This window comes from Bacillus sp. Nf3 (assembly GCF_003028545.1).
Taxonomy (GTDB): Bacteria; Bacillota; Bacilli; order Bacillales; family Bacillaceae; genus Bacillus; species Bacillus safensis.
In genome coordinates, this window is record NZ_PYUA01000007.1 from 50,708 (window position 1) to 68,952 (window position 18,245).

Genomic DNA, 18,245 nt, shown 5'->3' on the forward strand with positions numbered 1-18,245 from the left:
AAATTGATTTCATCTCAAGTGCACTTCTTTCTTTGGTTGATAAAAATACACAGGACAACTTATAATTGCCCTGTGTTATCGTTAGCTGGGACATCGGTCAATGTCCATGTGAATGACGTTTTATAAGCTTCTGCCAGCTTTGTCGTGGAGCCTGGAACTTCTAGCGAAATGCTTTCACTTTTTGTCTCGTCTGTTCCAAAGGCATAGACATATGTGCCCGCTCCCTCACCATTTCCAGCACTCACCACTTGCTCAGCTGCACCAGTACCATCCGGCGTGAGGCTGAATGTGTCTTTCAATTGGGATGGCTTTGGTGAAGTAGAAATTGTATTGATTTGAGCTTGTTTAAATGTAATTTTTGCGCCTGTTAGTTCATGTCCCGATGTGGAAACAAATTGTCCATTTTGTTTTACTTGAAGGGACCATCCCGTTTCTGTTCCTCGGTTATCCGTGACTTGCACATAGTTCGGTCCCTCTGATCCACCGGTAAAGGCTTGAGCTTTTGCATTATACACTTCATTTTTAGTTGAAATTTTGTTTTCACCAAAATGAAGAGAAGACGCATAATCGATACTCAAAGGCCCAGCTGTTCCTGGGTTAGGTCCATTCGGATTTGTCGGATCAATTGGTGTCACTGGGTTCTCTGGATCTGGATTGCTTGGATCCACAGGCGGCGTGACATCTTGATTTGGTACGAAATTGATCACCGCATTAGAATCATAAGTTTGGGCTTCCGCAAAAACTGGGTGGCTATTCAGTAGGATTCCACTGAATATAGCCACTGTGATGACAACAAATCTATTTTTTTTCATCTCTTTTTATTCATTTCCTGGAACATCAGATAATGTCCAAGTGAGTTCCGTTTTATATTTCACTGCATCCTTTGGTGTTTTCCCAGGAACAGTCAGTGTGACAGCTTTATTTTTTTGTAAGCTCTCTCCGTTCACATCTACTGTCTCAACGGTTCCAAAACGATCAACCCATGTTCCTGCACCTGCTCCAGCTTTCGCAGTCATGACCTTAGATACTGCACCACTTGGGTCAAGCGTAATATCTGAAGTAGTTGGTTCTGCCATAGCTTCTGCGTTACTTACTGCTTGCCCCGATACCAGCTTAATTTCAGCACCAGTGAGCTCCTTGTTCTGTGTTGCATCATTTGAGAGCTGGCCTTCCTGTTTAACAGTTAAAGTCCAGCCTGCGTTACTTCCGCGCTGATCAGAAATTTGAACATAGTTTGGCACACTTCTGCCATCTTCTAACTCTTGAGCATTTGCAAAATAGGTTTCATCTTTATTTGTGATTTTATTTTTTCCAAAGTCTAAGCTAGATGCAAAATCTATACTTAGTGGTCCTGCTGTCCCTGGATTAGGGCCATTAGGATTCGTCGGATCGACCGGCTTTACTGGATTGTTTGGATCTGGATTCGTTGGATCGATTGGGGATGTAGGCTCTGGGTTTGCCACAAACTCTACAACACCGTTTGATTTGTACTCCCCACCGTCTGCCGCTAAAGCAGTTGTTGTACCAGTTGTTAATAATAAAAGTGCTGCTGTGATCGAACTAGCTTTCAAATATTTCATGTTCATTTCTCCTTTTTTGTTTTGATGCTTTGAAAATGATTAAAAATAGGATCGAGATAAAGATGAATACCCATCCAACGACTAGATAAATAGACTCTGTTTTATCTCCCGCTTTTGGTAATACTAGATTGGTTTGGTTGGCTTGATGATCTTGACTGACTCCATTGACCTGATTGGCTTGATTGGATCGATTGCTCTGAGGTGCTTTCTTTCCCTCATGATCCGATTGGTTATGTTGATCTTTAGACTGATTCTTTCCATTTTCCGGTTCATATGTCCCGTAGAAATCCACTTGTCCATTTGATTTATAACTTTGATCTGCTGCATAAATGGTGTGAGAACTTAAAACAAATGTGAAGCACACAATAAATATCACAATGACGAATCTACGTTTAGACAATAACCATTTATTATCCATTTCCCGGAACATCCTGTAATGTCCATTTAATGATTCCGCTGTAGTTTGTACTTCGTGCTTCACCGGCTTTAATGTCAAGTAAAAGTCCTTCCTTGATCCCTTCCCATTCAGACGAGATATTCAGTGGATTATGATCCACACTCTTGTGCCGATAAATGATCACATCACTCGCACCTAATACTTGGTCTTGTCCAGCTTGTCGATAAATGAGTGCACTTGGCAATGTCTCTCCATTACTGCTTTGTAACGTTTTCATCATACGAGCTGTCACTTGCCACTCTGATTTCACTTTTCTTGTGTCCTGTACAACTAAATCATCATCTTGATGAACAAGAGGATATCTTTCATTCTTTGGCGAAATTTTTAATTGTTCACCAAAAGAGAGCATTTTAGGAGCCGATACGAAATCTAATATCCCCAAAATCTCACCCCCTGGATTCTCCACTTCATTTGATTCGACTGTGATTGTTTTTAATTCTTTCTCTGGATCAATTGGTCCGGGTGTAAATTCAGCTTCTTGCGGTATTTCTCCTGTAGCTGAAGCTTTATTTTTAATCGTCTGCTCTACTGCGCTTTCGTTCACCTTTGCTTGAAACACCACATCTGTTTTTTCTTGTGATGATAGATTGCCAATCTTGACCTGAAGCTTTTTCGTTCCGTCATCATATGAAAACTGAGAAGAATCGACCGCTTCTCCATTTATCTGGATAGAAGCTGGAATGAAATCTAATCCCTTACTTAATACATCTTCTAATATCACTTTTTTCCATTCTGTTTGAACATCTGCTGATTTGTTGTTCTTCACATTTAATGTATAGGTAAGGATAGAACCAACTCTTGTCACTTGATTCTCATTATTGACAGATACAGATTTGATGACAGTGTTTTCATCTGGCAGGACATCCTTCACCTGAAAACTGGCTGCTTTTTTAAATGTTGTATCGTGATATTGTAAGTCTTCTGCTGGATTGGTATTGCCCTGACTGCTGTTAGTAGAAGGCGGTTTTTTGATATTTGCTGCTTCTCCCGCTTCATCTGTTAAAAATACTTGAACAACATCATTCTTCTGTAAATAGGCCGGTAGATTGAACTGCCATTCTCCTTGATCGTTTACCTTCGCGCTGCCTTTGATGGAAGAGCCATTTACCTTGACCGTTACAGCTGCTCCAGGTTCACCAGTTCCAGAAATTTGTTTTGTTGTATTCGTTATATTGGTGGCATTCGTGATGACAGCCGGATTTGGCGGTGTCACATCAACGACTGTTGTTTTTGATACCTTCAGATCTTCTGGTTGACTCAGTCTTGCTTGCGGTGAGGAGGGATCTTCCTTTCCACGCCATGCACTGATCACTTCAACCTGATCACCTGCATGTAACAGCTGCTGATCTGGAAGATCAATTTTAAATAAGCCTGCCCGTTCTGCATCTCCATAAACACTGAGACGATTTTCACTTCCATAAGTTTTACCAATCAATTCATACTTTGTACCATCAGCTTTCGTCACTTCCACTTTGACATATGCTTCATTTGTCCAAGCATCACGACTATCTGACTCTCCAACTGGTACAGTGACATGACCATAGATGGAATGATCTGCATCTGTTGGTACCCTTAGCTCATCAACGATCGCCCTAGCATTATTCCCACTCATTCGAGAATATAGAGTCGCCCCATTTACACCATAAGAACTAGATGACGTATTAAATTCATTTGGTATATTTGTCGTGACAATTGTTGAGAAATTCGAACCGCCTAATTGATAATCAAAGTTTGACCAATGCCTTGATGGATCCCCATCCAAATTACTGCCTTTTGGCCATACAGCAAGATCTGAACTTGTTGATGTAAAGCTTGAGCTGCTATTAAGCTGAAAAATAGATCCTCCGCCACTTCGATTATTTCTAAAATCATAGAATTTTGGTTCATCTACTTTGACGGTCGCATGTCCAGCATTAAATATGCCATTATTCATACCGCTTGTTCTGCCTTCTGCGATGAAAGTTGTTCCTCGGCCGGCCTCAATGCTGCCTCTGTAATTCTCCATATCAATAGCTGGACCATTTTCCGCTTGAATATTCATGATGGAATCTTCATCTTGAAGGTCAAAGATGGCATCATTTCCAGCAGTGAACAGGATGCCTTGGTTTGCTGCATCGCTACCGCCATTTTCAGGTGTGCCATTACCAGTATTTTTAATACTGACCTTTCCACCGCTTCTCACAATAAATTTGTTGTGATCGCCGTACATTCGAACTGCCGGCGCATTACCACCTGTTTTATTGATATTGATTTCCGCATGATCAGTTACATTAAAGGTCATATTACCTGACAACCGAAATCTTAATGTGGCACCTAAATTATTGGCATTGGCATCAGAACGTAAGTTTAACTTTGAGTTACCACTGACATTAAAAACGCCACCACTACTATTCATTAACATGGCGGATGTCCGTTTACTGTGTACATTGATTTCGGCATGGTCTGTGATATTGATGACTGCACCATCACCAACCAATGAAATAAGTGCTCCTTCATCTCCGGTTTTGTTTGAATTTCCTTCTACTTTTAGCAAGGTGTTTTGACCCGTTACATGAAAATCTGTTTTGGCGTTCATCTGCATAGCCACATCATTTTCGCTATAAAAGGAAACTTGAGATCCTTCACTGATTTGGACAGTAGAACCATCTACGTCAGTGTAATACAACACATTTGAACCGTGTGCATTCAAAATGGCTCCATTCTTTATAATGAAATGCTTTGCAATAAACGCTGTATTTGTTGTGATATTGTAGGTGTTTTGCCCGCCATCGAATTGAATTGTCCCCTGCGGCAGATCGGCCAATCCTGAAGTCGATCCATCTACACTTTCAACGTTTTGAAAAACAACCTTCCAGCCGGCACCATTGCTAATAATTGTTGATGTCAAAATAGGGATGCTACCAGTTTTCTTGACCTTTACATTTTTCATTGTGAATGTAGCATCTGATACTTGTCCTAGTGTCAAAGCACTTAGTGTCCCAAAATCAATCGTATGACCATTGCCGTTAATTGTAATGTCCCTTCGGTAAGTGCCTAAGCTGATACCAAAACCTTTGGCAATACTTTGGCTAAGCGAAATCACATGTACAGCTGGATCATCGAGGGCTTGTATAAATTCACTCCAGCTTGAAACGATCGTTCCTGCATCCTCAGATTGTGTCGAGGCCGCCTTAAGCATCGAGCCTTGCTTCATTTTTTGTTTAAGTGGTGTCAGCTTCTTTTCCTCGTTTATATTGAGATCAGCTGTTTCTTCTTTTAACTTCGTCTCTTCTTTTTTCTTCTCGGCATTAATCACCAAAGCGGGTGATTGATAAATTGTATGATCTATTTCTGCTTCAGCCGTTAAGCTATAATTTGATGCTTTATCCAATTTAAAAGCCATGAAGACTTTACCTATAACTTTCTCTTCTTCCTCACCTTTTAGGGGGGAAATTGTCACTGTAGATGAAGAAGCGTCCCAATTAAATTGAACATGTTCATTCCTTTTATCCTCTTTCATTTGTTGCAGTGAAATGGATAAACCATCAGGTATTTTCACTTGAATCTTTTGATAAATTGGATTGAGGATGTCCAATGTTGTTTCAAATGAATCCCCTTCATTGAGCTGAACTGAATCACTCCCCCAAGTAAGGCCCCCTTTTGTGGAATCTTCTTCAACAGCTGCTGCTGAGGGTATTAACTTCTGGGTGAATATCATGATGATGATCATAAAAATGCTAATAGCCTTACGTTTATTCACTCCATCCTCTCCTTTGTATTCTCAAAAGTGCCGACTACCAATCTAAGTCTTTTGATGCATAATCTTAGAAAAGTTTATTAGCTAGCACCTTTCATTTATCATAGTTTAGTTTTGTTTGTTCATTTTTTTTTTTTTGTCAAAATTGAATGCAAAATTCTACGCAATTTATTATAATAAATCAACATTTCTCCACAATTGCTTTAACACGACACACACAAAAGAGATTTCACAACTCATTTTTGTCCAAATTTTGCTGTTTTTATTTTAAAAACTGCTGCATTCTTTTTATTTTTTAAAACAAATTTAATGCGATAAAACAATACAATTATTCAAATTTCAATTCTGATTCTGATGGAATTCGTTGGAGGGGCTTTATTTTTATGAAATTAATAGATTCTAAGTCTAAGAGAATGATCAGCATTTTAAAATTACTCGTTTCCCAAAACAAATGGTGGACGATTCAGGAATTTGTCGATCTTGATATTGGATCCTTTCGTGCCATACAACATGATTTGAACATCATGAAAAGTTTTCTAACTGATGATCATGAACCGCTTTTACAATTTCAGTTAAAGAAAGGAATCAGCATTAGATTTTCTCAGCGACTTCGAGTTGATTACTACATCAGGGAAATTTTGCTTGAAAATACAACGATTCAATTAATGACCGGCATTATTTTTGAATCCCCGAAGCCATTTTTAGATTGGGTAAATGATCTAAATGTGAGCCGCTCTACTTTATATTCAACGATTAAAAAGATTAATGAGGAATTAAAAGAGTATGATATAGAGTTGAGATCCGATACAATGAAATTTCATGGAAACGAAAAAGAGATTCGACGTTTTTTCGTCGAATTCTCATTTGAAATATATGGAAATCATTACTGGCCGTTTTTGCAAATTGAAAAACAATCTGTCTCTGCTTTTCTTTCAAAACTTTGTGAACTTTTTCACATCAATTTACCAGAAATCACGATCAATAAATATTATTTCTGGGTAGCCGTTATTGTTCAACGTTTGAAAGAAAATCAAACGATACAGCCTGATACCTATTCAGTTCATTTGAAACCAATATCATCTGAATTTAAGCGATTATGGGAATTTCTTCAGAACTGCTACCAAGCTTTATATGAAGAATCCTTCAAACAATTTAAAATAACAATTCCCCAACCTGAATTAACTTATTTTCTAATCGTTATTCCCATGGTAGGAAACTTCAAATCCTTTTACTCTATCCAAGAAAAAGTTAATTTATTGCACCTTTATTTTCCTGATCTTTATGATAGAATTCAATGTTTTATCCAACAATTAGATAACTTTTATTCTCAAAAAATTGGCAATCGCCAAGAGCTTACAGTCCAATTAATGCAATTTTACTTAAACACAAAGGAATTAAAAGGTGATGGTGAATTCATCTTTAAAACAACAAGAAACTTTTTGGAACAGGTTAAGCTCCGCCTCCCCTATTTTTATAAACGAATGACTCAATTGATACAGCTATTGAATGCAGATGATCTTCTAGCATCTCTTATACATAATCAAGATGGTCTCATAAGCCTTATTACCTCTAACTGGAGAGGACTATACTCATTAGAATTACAGAGAAAACCTGCTATCAATATGTTAATCACTTCTTCATTAGGAAATAACCATACATTGTTGATCGCCGATTTAATGAGAGAAAATATACCACATCACCTTCAAATCATTACGAATTACGACCAATCATTAGATGAACAGTTTTTATTAGATCAGCAAATTGATTTGATTATCACCGATATTGGATTACCTAAAGACGTGAATTTACCGATCATCAAGATCAGTGCTTTCCCTACACAAAAAGAATTTGAATGTATCAACAATTTAATCATGGAACTGTTCTGATCATGACAATGGCTGAAGTTGTTTGCTTGATTGAATAACAAAAAAGGAAGGAATCAAAGCCTAACGGGTTCGGTTTTGTATCAATTAGAACACCATTTAGCATTAAGTTTATTATGGTATCAGCCATTAAATGAGCTATAAAAAAAGCAATGGAATTGATTTTCCATTGCTTTTTAAGTTAATTTATATACTTTTCTTGGTACGCTTTAAATTGTTTTTCGTATTTTTGCAACTTTGCCCCATCCACTTTTGAATTTAATTTCGGTTTTCGCTTTCCAATCACCATCACATCTTTATCTACAATAGGACTTGATAAAAAGATGTATGGTGCAAAACGATCACACTTCGTATTTGGGAGGGTTACGGATAATCTAGCATATTCTTCTGTCGGGAATTGGTTCGAGATTTCAAGTTCCTTGAGTCCCTCTAATTCCGATATTGGCTCTAAAGACTCGTCCTTCACTTTGATATTTGATAAGCACAGATATTTTAAATTCTTGAGGTATCTTAAAGGTTGAAGCGTATTTAAATTTAATGAATTCCAAACCCCACCTGACAATTCTAGCAATTCTAAACCAGTGTTTTTTTGCAAAGGGGCTAGATCATTCAACTTTGAAAAATCTGTTATGGATAAAGATTTTAAAAACGTGTTTTTTGATAAATCCCATAAACTTTGTGCCTTTGTATTCCATTCAAGTGCCAATACCTCAACATCTTTAAGAGAACTTATCATTGATAAATCTTCTACTCTCAGTTCATGCACAAAGAGCATTTTCGGATTAACTAAACTCAAGATCGTATTGAATTCCTTTTGGTCCACTTTGTAAATCCACAATTTCGTCAGGTTAGAAAAAGATTTCAACCTTTCAATGTTTATTGTTTTCCCTGTAATTAACAAGTCAGTAGAATTTTCATCTACATCGGCTAAATCATGAACAACTTCTGGTCGTTTATCATGATGAAAAATACATTGGGGGTCTTCTTTTCGCATGCTTTTACCTCCACACCTATAATTAAGGAATATCCAAATAAATTTTATCAGTATTTTGGAGTCAACACATTATGATCTTTAGCATTTTCAAATATTTCTTATGAAGCAGTCATTGGAGACTATCTGCTAGGCAGCGGACTTCTACCAATTGATATGCTAATTTTAGTAGATAATAATGTTAGTAAAACGCCTATATATAAACAAATAAAAGAACTCTAATTCGTATACGAATTAGAGTCCTCATGATATGACTGATTTTATTTTTCTACCTTAAAATCTTTCTCGTTTAATGGGTATCTTGCTGCTCAAGCAATAGATCCATTGCGTAAATCGATTCGCCTTTCTCATCCAATAGAAAGTACACAATCAAAGGTTCTCCAAAAGCTGCTGTCTGCTGCGTGAACAAAATACATGTGAATTTTTCAATACCAACTGGCAGCTTTCTTCTTAATAAAGGGTGAAGAATAGGTGAAGCCCGAATTGTATCTACATCAACATCCCAACGTTCGTTTTTTAAAGTTGGATATTGCTTTGATAACAATTGGTGTAACATATCGGTCGTGAGCGCTGCTTTTCCATCGCATCCATCATTTATTATGTTGGTGTTATACATCCGACAGCTGTTCACCCTTTGAAGCGTTGATTCGTATTCCTTTTAAGACAAAGCGTTTCTGACCATCAAGTGTACAAGTGATCAATGTCAGTTCATTTTTCCCGCGATCCTTTAATACATCCACATCCGTCGGTTCTATCGTAGCAGAGCTGACAATTTTATATTCGTATGTTTCAGCTTGATGATGTAAGATGACTTTTTCTCCTTTAGGTACCTCTGGTAGCTGCCGGAAAAGCCGGTCGCCTCTATACCCTCTATGGCCTGCAATCGTGAAATTTCCTTCACCTGGCATTTGATGAGATTTAATTTGAGTCAGTGCAATGCCTAAATTTTCTTTTGTTGTAACAGGAAGCACTTTTTCGTTTAAATCAATTGACGGGATCTCTAGTTCCATCACATCTCGCAGGTCTTCTTCTGACACAGTTAAATGTGGAATTGAAGAAAGGGCATCACTTTCATTTTCTTCAATCATCTTTAATGCCTGTTCCATCGCTGCTGTCTCCTGAGAAGTCCGCCACTCATATAGAAAAGGAACGGAGATGAGCATCAGCCCAGTGACCACCAAAAAGCTCCCTAATAAGGTTCTTTTTTTCATCAATACACTCGTTCCTTCCTCTTACTGAATGGTTCTTCTTCTAAGAACAAGAAGAACAGTTCCAGAAGCTACTAGTAAAATCCCTGCATACATCAAGTAACGCAGCCATTCTTCTCCAGTCTTTGGCAGCTCTCCGTTTGAGTCATGAGGCGGATGTTGATCCCCTTTATCTGAAGCTGGAGGATTCGTGTGGTCCTCTTCATTCTTCACTGGTGCATTTTTTACAATCATTGTCTTGATCTCCACTTCGCCCATTTGAATTGTAAAAGCGAGCGGTTTCTTTAAAGCTACATAACCATCTGGAGCTTTCGTCTCTGTGAGTATATATTCACCAGGTTTAAGACCTTTTGCAATCGCTTCTCCGTCTTTTCCTGTTGTCACAGATTTTATCGTTTTCCCGGCTTTTGTACGAATGTCAAAGGCTGCCCCTTTTAAGGTTCTATCTGTCTGCTGGTCTACCTTTATGATACGCAGACTTCCTAAGATCAAGTGATTCTTCGCTGTTAATTGAAGCGGCTTCTGCTGATTTTTCTCAATTGTGAACAGGATCGGCTGTTTATCCAATTGATAGCCATGAGGTGCTTTCGTTTCAACGAATTGATATTCTCCCGGTTTTAAATCGTTGATGTGAAGCTTTCCTTTTTGGTCCGTTACAAGTGATTTCTTCAACGTTTTTCCTTCTTTACTTAGAAGAGCAAACTCTGCATTTTCCAGCGGATGTCCCTCATCATCGATTTTGGTCAGTTCCACTGCTCCCGGCGTCAGTTTGTTGATCATTTCTACTTTTGCTGGTTTGTCTTGACCTAAACGAATCGTAAATGAGACAGGTGTCTGATCCAATTCATAGCCGGCAATGCTTGCTATTTCGACAAATCGATAGGTTCCTGGCTTCAGTTGATCGACTGTCAGTTGACCGTTTTTGTCTGTCTTTAAGTTTTTCTGAATACGCTGATCATGCTCATCCATCAGATCGAAGGTCACCCCAGCGAGCAACTGACCATCCTCTCCTTTTTTCTGAAGATTCACAGCACTTGTCGTCCGAATATTTTCTTTTGTCACTTTCACCTGTTGATTTGGGTTGAAATCAATTTTAAATTCTACTGGTTCTGCATCTAGTTTATGTCCAAACGGAGCCTTCGTTTCAACCAATTGGTAAGCGCCTGGTTTCAAATCGTTGACAGTGATGATGCCTTTCTCGTTTGTTGTTAAACCTGACATCAATTCTTTGCCATCGTCATTGAAAAGTGTAAATTCTGCGCCTTTCAATCTTTCTTTTTCTTCCCCTATTTTTGTGAGTTCTACAGAACCTTTCTTAAGCTGATTGATTGCCTCCACTTGAATCAATTCTTTTTGACCTAATTCAACTTGAAAGACAAGTGGTTTCGTACTCAATTCATAGCCTTCAAGACTCTTTCTTTCAACAAATTGATAGGTTCCAGGTTTTAGACCTGTGAAGGTGATCTTTCCATCCTGATTGGTTGTAATTCCTTCTCCTCCTGCCACTATCTTTCCTTTATCATCAGATAGATCAAAGACAACCCCTTCTAATGATTTCCCATCTTCACCTTTTTTGTGCAGCAGCACTCCGCCTGTAGTGCGGTTATTTTCTTTCGTCACACTGACCAGCTTCTCAGGGTTAAATGGAATAGCAAAAGTGACAGGTGTTTCGTCAAGCTCATGACCGAATGGCGCCTTCGTTTCAACAAACTGATAGGTTCCAGGCTTCAGATCGTTGACGATGATCTTCCCGTTCTGATCAGTGACGAGACCTGTTTTCATCTCTTTTCCATTTGCATCTACAAGCTTGAATTCTGCTCCTTCAAGCACATCATCCTTTTCACCGAGCTTCGTGAGCTGGACAGATCCAGTTTTGAGATCATTGATCACTTTGATTTCTGCCGGTGTTTTTTGTGCGATTTCGATGGTAAAAGGATAAGATTTATTTTTCTTTTGGTAACCATCAATACTCTCTGTCTCCACGAGCTGATATTTGCCCGGTTTGAGGTTATCAACCAAAAGCTTCCCATCTCCATCTGTTGTCAAATCTTTACGCACGACTTTGCCATTTTGATCCAACACTTCAAATCGAACACCTTGAAGCTTCTTGCCATCCTCCCCTTCTTTTATCACTTCTAATGCACTTGTTTCATAGAAGTTCTTTTGCGAAATGACGACTGGTTCCTTTGGATCAAGTGGTACTTCAAATTTGATTGGCGTTTCATCTAATACATAGCCATCGGGTGCTTTTGTTTCAATGAGCTGATACGTACCCGGCCTTAGTTCGTTTATCGTGATCTTGCCATTTTCTCCTGTGACAAGCGAATCTTTTAGCTCATGCCCATCTTGATCTAAAAGCTTGAACTGTGCACCTTCTAGTCGCTCTCCGCCTTCACCTATTTTGCTCAATTCTGCTGAGCCTTTGATGATGTCATTTACTGCAGTTACAATTGTTGTTTCTGTTTGATTTTCTTTAATGGTGAACGGCCATTTTTGCTGATTTAATTGATAGCCTTTAGGTGCGTTTGTCTCAACAAAATAATAGGAACCTGGCTCAAGATGTTTGAAAAAGATTTCTCCTTTTTCGTCCGTTTTCAAATCGGTTTGGACGGTATCTCCAGATTCATTTTTTAGTTCAAATTCTGCATTCTCTAATGCTGCACCCGTCTCTTTGTCTTTTTTCGTTAACTTGACATGCTGGCGGATTTCTTGGTTCTGCACCGTCATGCTATTTCCTGATTTCGCTTGATCTCCCGATTCGTAAGGCTGATCAATCGTTACATGGATCGGATCCTTGGTTTTAATATAGCCATCAGGTGCTTTCTCTTCTGTCACGATATAATCACCATACAGAAGACGATCAAATCGAAGAGATCCTTCTTCATCTGTTGTCTTTGTACCAATGACGATGCCGCTCGCAGCATCTGTCAGAGAGAAGCTTGCTCCTTTTAGTGCTTTTCCAGTACTCGCATCTACCTTTTTAACGGTTAAAGCACCAATCGCTCCTGTGCCGTCCCCCATGCCAGCGGTGCGTTTGACCACAATTGAGGCTTCGGATTCCTTTTTGATTTCTTTTACATTTTCACCTCTAAACGTTACTTCGTTTTGAAGTGTACTTCCCACCTTATCTAAAATGAGAGATTGGTATTCTAAAATATATGGTCTTGTGATTTCTTCTTTAAATTTGATTTGAAAAGAATCTGGGTCGAATTCAAGGTCTAGTTCATAATCCTTCCCTTTTTCCAGTTCTTCTGCTTTTGTCACTTGCCCCTTTTCATCTATTGTCGTCGAATAGAGATGAAATGAGTTTTCTATTATGGCTTGGTTACTGCTCGGATGGTCTATAATCGTCGCATCTTGGACTGTAGATTGACCAAAATTGATATTCAGTTTCCAATCAATAACTTTCCCTTGTTGATTTCCTGATTTGCTCGTGTATTTCCCTCCATTTGGAATGGACACCACAGCATTCACATCTGATTCTTTTGTCTGTCCATCATAAAGGGTCGCTTTATTTTCGTAGGTTTTCTGTACTAAATCCATTCCTTCAACACTTGTTTGATACGTGATTTTGTATGGGGAATCAATGGCTTTTTTGAAAATGACTTCGAAGCCTGATTCTCCCTTTTCATTTTCAAGGAATTTGATGTCATAATGTTCTTTCGCTAATACCTCTTTTTCTTCTGCTCCATTTTCCCCGCCTTGTAAATCAAGCGAATAGACGGTGATTGAATCTTTAAGCAAACGCTGATTTCCTTGAATGAAATCCTCGATTCTCGCCTCTTCTAGATGTTTCAAATTATAGTTCACACCGATATTCCATGTGATCTCTTTTTTCTTTGCATCATAAGTTCCGTTCTTAAAACCATTTGACTGCGTGTATGTGTCAGGTGTGAAGACAGATTGATTTTCCTTCGTCAAATCCTTGCCATCTTCATTTACCCATTCAAGCTTTACATGATTACGCAGATTCTTTTGGTCTTTATCTGCTCTTTTTTCATAATCAAAAGACGTTGTATATGTGACGATATGTTCTGTCTTAATCTCTTTCGTAAATTGAATATCAAATCCATTTTCATGTTCAATTATTAGGTAATCTGTGCCTTCTTCAAGCACTGAATTGCCTGTCGTCACTTTTAAACTATCTTTTTGCAGCGTCAATCCTTCGTTTGTAAACGTATCTTTTAATATTAGATTGTTCATCGTTTGTTGATCTTTGTTGAAGGTGATACGCCATGGAATGGTCTTGGTCTTGTAATTCGGTGTTCCATGATTTTTCGTTAGGATTTGCTGGTCAATTCTTTGCTTCCCTTGTTTGCTCTCTTTGCCAGCTGTTACGGTATTGATGATCTCTTCAGCTTCAAAAACCCGCTCGGTTGCTTTTGTTTGATAGGTGATGAGATAAGCCGATTGAATATCTTGATTGAATTGCAAGGTAAACCCGTTTTGTTCATCCTTTTTTTGAGGTTGAACTACATAATTTTCAAACGCTTTTGTCCCTGCTTCGTTGCCATTTTGATCAATTGTGACTTCTTTGACTTGAAATGAATCAGAAATCAGCGCCTGTGTGCCATTAAAGTAGTCTTCTAACAAAGCATCCTTTTGAGCCAGCTTTTTTTCGTTATAGTTATATCGAATTTCCCAAGTAATCGTTTGTGTGACTGGATCGTAGTGCGCGGCTTTTTTATTTAAAGGACTGCCTCTTGTCACATTCACTGTGCCTTCTGCTGAACTGATCACTTTATCACCGGAAACAAGGGACGCTTTATTACGAAACGCAGACTGATCTTGATTTGTAATGTCCGTTTCATACATTAAACGGTAAGCTAGATGCACGTCATCTTTAAATTCAATCGTGAAATCTTGACCATCTGCTGTTTGACCGATTGTGTAGTGGTTTTCGTCAAGCAGCTGACCAATCGATGTTTCACCATTTAGCTTTGTATCGATACGATAAAGCTTGATTGAATCTTTTTTCAATGCCTGACCTTCTTGAATCGGATCTAATAGCTTCGCTTGTTTGATATCTTCTAAGTCCATATTAAAATCTACTGTCCATTGAATGGTTTCAGCATTGTAAGATCGATTTGGTTCTCCCTTTTTAGAGACGTTTGGACCATTTGGAATGTATTGTATCGGGATCGATATCGTATCTTTGCCTTCAATCGGGGTAATGACCACTTCTTTTTCTTCAGTAATGACTGTTTGTTGATCTAATTGCGTCCACACTTGAAGTGTTCCATGAATATTTGAATATTGTTTAATAAAATCTGTGAACTCGATGGAGGCATTTCCGCTTTCATCTACAGAAAAATAACCAATGGTTGCCTGATTAAATTTCATCTCAAGACGATCGATTTTTTCATAAATCACTAATTCCTCTGGAACCTTGAAATGGAATTCATCCCCGCCATTATAGCTATGACCGTTCGGGATGGCCCACTCATAGTTAATGGAAATCAGCGAGTTGATATCTGGTTTCTCAACTGAATTTCCTTCCTGATCTTCAAATATTAATTTCGCATCAGTGAGGAGATTTTCTTGTATCAGCGTTTGTTTTGTAACACTTTGCAGCCCTGCACGCTTAGACACGCTCACTTTGTTTTTTAGTAATTCATCTTCATCGTTTTGTTTCGTTTGAGCGGCTTCTTGATTGTTAGAAGCTTTATCTTTCTCAGATGAGGTTGAGTCATCTTTTGGAAGGCTTTCTTCACCCTCATTTTGCTTTGTTTTCTCTTCTTGCTCAGCTATACTGGTAACATCGATGTCAATTGATCCCGCTAAATTTGGATCAATCTCAACATCTTCTTTAAATTTCACCGTCACTTCATTTTGTTTTGAAACAGTATACTCACCAACAGGTATGTCACCCACAGTAATCGGTTCCTTCTGCTCCTTCTCTACCTGGATGGCTGAAGGAAGAGAGAATACATACGGATATTGCCTTTTTAGATCAATTCCTTTTATAGACCAATGCACAGTGGCCTTTCTTACTTGCTGATCTTCCATGTTTGATAACTTGTTGCCTTCGCTATCAGCAAACTCAATATCCCCATAAATGTTTTCTTGAATTTCTTTTGCTTGTGCCCCTGCTAAAGGCAAGACTCCTAATATACTAGATTGTATGACTAGCACTGTAATGAGTGCCAGCGACAATATTCTTTTCAATACATCCACCCTTTTCTTAAATTAATTTTCAACAACGATAAAAAAATCATTTGTATACTGTCCGATCAATCACTCCGCTTCTGATCAAATATTTTCTAAAAACTGCACCTTAAGACCCTATGTATAAAATGAGTTGATCAATCATGAGTAGTGGATTCAATAACTGGATTGGGGGTCTATAGAAATGGGGAATAGTGTGAGGGATCATGAAAGAATAAATATGAATTTTTCTATTGATACTTGAATGAACAATAAATAATGTGTACATGCATATATAAGCATGTATTCACATATAGTTCGTTCATATGAAACAAGCATGTATCATATGGTATGTATGGTTAGACAGTTCAGCATCATATAGACCGCATTCCTTTCTACTCCCTTTCATATGGTAATCAAAAATCTGCTGCATTTTATTCTTTCATTTACCGTTTCAACAGCAAAAAAATAAACAAAATATCTAAAATGATCCATTTTTATAGGATTCATGGCATAATTATCACCTTTTAAAAGAAAAATATGGAGAATTAACGAATAATATTTGTTTTCGTCTAATTTTTTTCTCTTTTATCATGAAAAGTGAAGACAAAACGATTTAGCCTAAACATTAAAATCATTTTATGCCTATTTAGAAAATCAAATGTTCTTTAAGTGAACTTCATAATATAGAGGCAAGCCAAGGGAAGGAGTTAGTTGTTTAATGGAGCTCATTGATAATAAATCAAAGAGATGGATAAAAATTTTAAAACTGCTTGTATCAAAAGATAAGTGGTGGAGCCTTCAAGAGATATCGAATGAACAAATCGGTTCGGTTCGTGCGATTCAAAGCGATTTAGAACAAATGAAGTCGTTCCAAACAGAGAACGGAGAGCCGTTAATCCACATAAAGCCAAGACAAGGCATATCCATTTGTTATACACAGACGATACGAGTCGACTACTATATCAAAGAAATTCTAAAAGATACGATTGAAATTCGATTGATTGACGGCGTTTTCTTTGAACAAAACAGGTCTTTCTATGAATGGATGGACACGCTGAATATCAGTAGATCCACATTGTATAACACCATTCATAAAATCAATTCGCTTCTTATCTCGTATGACATTGAGTTACGACCAGATAGTATGCAGTTCCATGGAAATGAGAAGGAGATTCGCCAATTTTTTGTGGAATTTTTGTTTGAAGTCTATGGAAGCAGGCTTTGGCCATTCGATGATATTCAAAAGCAAGATGCAGTTGATTTTTTACAAAAGCTATTTCAGGTGCTCGAAGTCAATCTACCTGATGTGGCGATAGATAAATTTTGCCTATGGCTCGCCGTTTCCATACACCGAGTGAGGAAAAATTTTACCATACGACGCAATTATACGTACTCAATGGATAAGGAAAAACAAACATCTACAGCTAAAGGTATCTATAATCAAATCAAAAACTTGGAAGAGCACGTTTGCCAAATGACAAAGGACACTTTTGGTGTTACGTTGGATCGTCACGAATTTGTCTTTTTACTATTGATTGAACCAGCTATTGGCCATTATAAATCAATTGAAACTGTCGAAGAAAAATTGACGTTCTTTCAATCGCATACACCACACCTCTTCGAAGCCATTCATTTCTTTATCAATCAATTGGAGTTGATTTTTCATCAAGAGGTGGCTAATCGCAAGGTGATGACACTGATTCTTCTCCAATATTATGTGTATTCTAGGGAAATTACCGTAAGAGATGGATTCCTTTTCAAAAAGAAATCGAGGTATTTATCAGAGGTAAAAAAACAGCTTCCTTACTTCTATTCGAGGATTACTCATATCATCCAAGAGTTAAAAACAGACGATATACTTGCTTCTTTTGTGAAAAATGAACGAGAATTGATTCGTATCATTACTTCTAACTGGAGGGGGCTTGTTCATTTGGAAATGGATCGGAGAAACGTGTTGAACATTTTTGTCATTTCAACATTAGGTTATAATCATAGTTTGTTTATTGCGGATTTAATTAAATTAAGATTGCCTCCTCTCATTCATATTTTCACAAGTCCAGAAAATACATTAAATGAACTGACAATGGATCGACTTGGGATTGATATGATTGTGACCGATACTGAACTTCCTAATCAATTAGGACGGTCTACGCTGCTGATCAGCTCTTTTCCAACAAAGAAAGAAGTGGACAACTTGCACTCAAGATTGGTTGATATGACAAACTAAGATTCACCAAAAA

General features: G+C 37.9%; 10 protein-coding genes. 2 read left to right on the forward strand and 8 right to left on the reverse strand.

Translation table 11 applies throughout. The annotated features are described in order from the left end of the window. Positions 1 to 59: 59 nt before the first annotated feature. From C9414_RS16415 to C9414_RS16430, 4 genes are read right to left on the reverse strand one after another with little or no spacing between them, the layout of a single operon-like run. The gene (locus tag C9414_RS16415) at positions 60 to 812 is read right to left on the reverse strand and encodes a WxL domain-containing protein (protein ID WP_099663052.1); all 753 of its coding nucleotides are present in this window, start codon (positions 810 to 812) and stop codon (positions 60 to 62) included. Positions 813 to 818: 6 nt separating this feature from the next. Continuing rightward, positions 819 to 1,580 carry a WxL domain-containing protein gene (locus C9414_RS16420; RefSeq protein WP_047202042.1) on the reverse strand — a complete coding sequence of 254 codons (762 nt, stop codon included), beginning with the start codon at positions 1,578 to 1,580 and terminating at the stop codon, positions 819 to 821. Beyond that, positions 1,561 to 1,998: an EF2685/EF0750 family sortase-dependent surface protein gene (locus C9414_RS16425; protein ID WP_107164067.1), complete on the reverse strand. Its 438-nt coding sequence runs from the start codon at positions 1,996 to 1,998 to the stop codon at positions 1,561 to 1,563. The genes C9414_RS16420 and C9414_RS16425 overlap by 20 nt, the downstream gene beginning before the upstream one ends. Continuing rightward, entirely contained in the window at positions 1,991 to 5,776 is a 3,786-nt protein-coding gene (locus C9414_RS16430) for a pectate lyase-like adhesive domain-containing protein (RefSeq protein WP_107164068.1), read from the reverse strand. Before C9414_RS16430 ends, C9414_RS16425 begins: the two co-directional genes overlap by 8 nt. Before the next feature lie 380 nt (positions 5,777 to 6,156). On the opposite strand from C9414_RS16430, the gene C9414_RS16435 reads away from it, so the two are divergent. After that, positions 6,157 to 7,659 (forward strand): AcpB/EbpR/MafR family transcriptional regulator, encoded by a 1,503-nt coding sequence (locus C9414_RS16435; RefSeq protein ID WP_047202039.1) that lies wholly within the window; start codon positions 6,157 to 6,159, stop codon positions 7,657 to 7,659. A 178-nt stretch (positions 7,660 to 7,837) separates the two neighbouring features. Here the strand turns inward: C9414_RS16435 and C9414_RS16440 are convergent, their stop codons facing one another. The 4 genes from C9414_RS16440 to C9414_RS16455 all read right to left on the reverse strand — a co-directional run bounded on the left by C9414_RS16440 (position 7,838) and on the right by C9414_RS16455 (position 16,023). After that, complete coding sequence (locus C9414_RS16440) at positions 7,838 to 8,650, reverse strand: leucine-rich repeat domain-containing protein (protein ID WP_107164069.1); 813 nt, start codon at positions 8,648 to 8,650, stop codon at positions 7,838 to 7,840. A 286-nt stretch (positions 8,651 to 8,936) separates the two neighbouring features. Next, complete coding sequence (locus C9414_RS16445; RefSeq protein ID WP_107164070.1) at positions 8,937 to 9,263, reverse strand: hypothetical protein; 327 nt, start codon at positions 9,261 to 9,263, stop codon at positions 8,937 to 8,939. After that, a complete protein-coding gene (locus C9414_RS16450; RefSeq protein WP_107164109.1) occupies positions 9,256 to 9,858 on the reverse strand; it encodes a class D sortase in 603 nt (200 codons plus the stop codon). Before C9414_RS16450 ends, C9414_RS16445 begins: the two co-directional genes overlap by 8 nt. A 21-nt stretch (positions 9,859 to 9,879) precedes the next feature. Next, positions 9,880 to 16,023, reverse strand: coding sequence for a SpaA isopeptide-forming pilin-related protein (locus tag C9414_RS16455; protein WP_107164071.1), 6,144 nt, complete (start codon positions 16,021 to 16,023; stop codon positions 9,880 to 9,882). 700 nt (positions 16,024 to 16,723) lie between these two features. Between C9414_RS16455 and C9414_RS16460 the strand changes: the two genes are divergently transcribed. Next, on the forward strand, positions 16,724 to 18,232 hold the full coding sequence (locus tag C9414_RS16460) for an AcpB/EbpR/MafR family transcriptional regulator (RefSeq protein WP_047202036.1): 1,509 nt from the start codon (positions 16,724 to 16,726) through the stop codon (positions 18,230 to 18,232). Positions 18,233 to 18,245 lie beyond the last annotated feature (13 nt).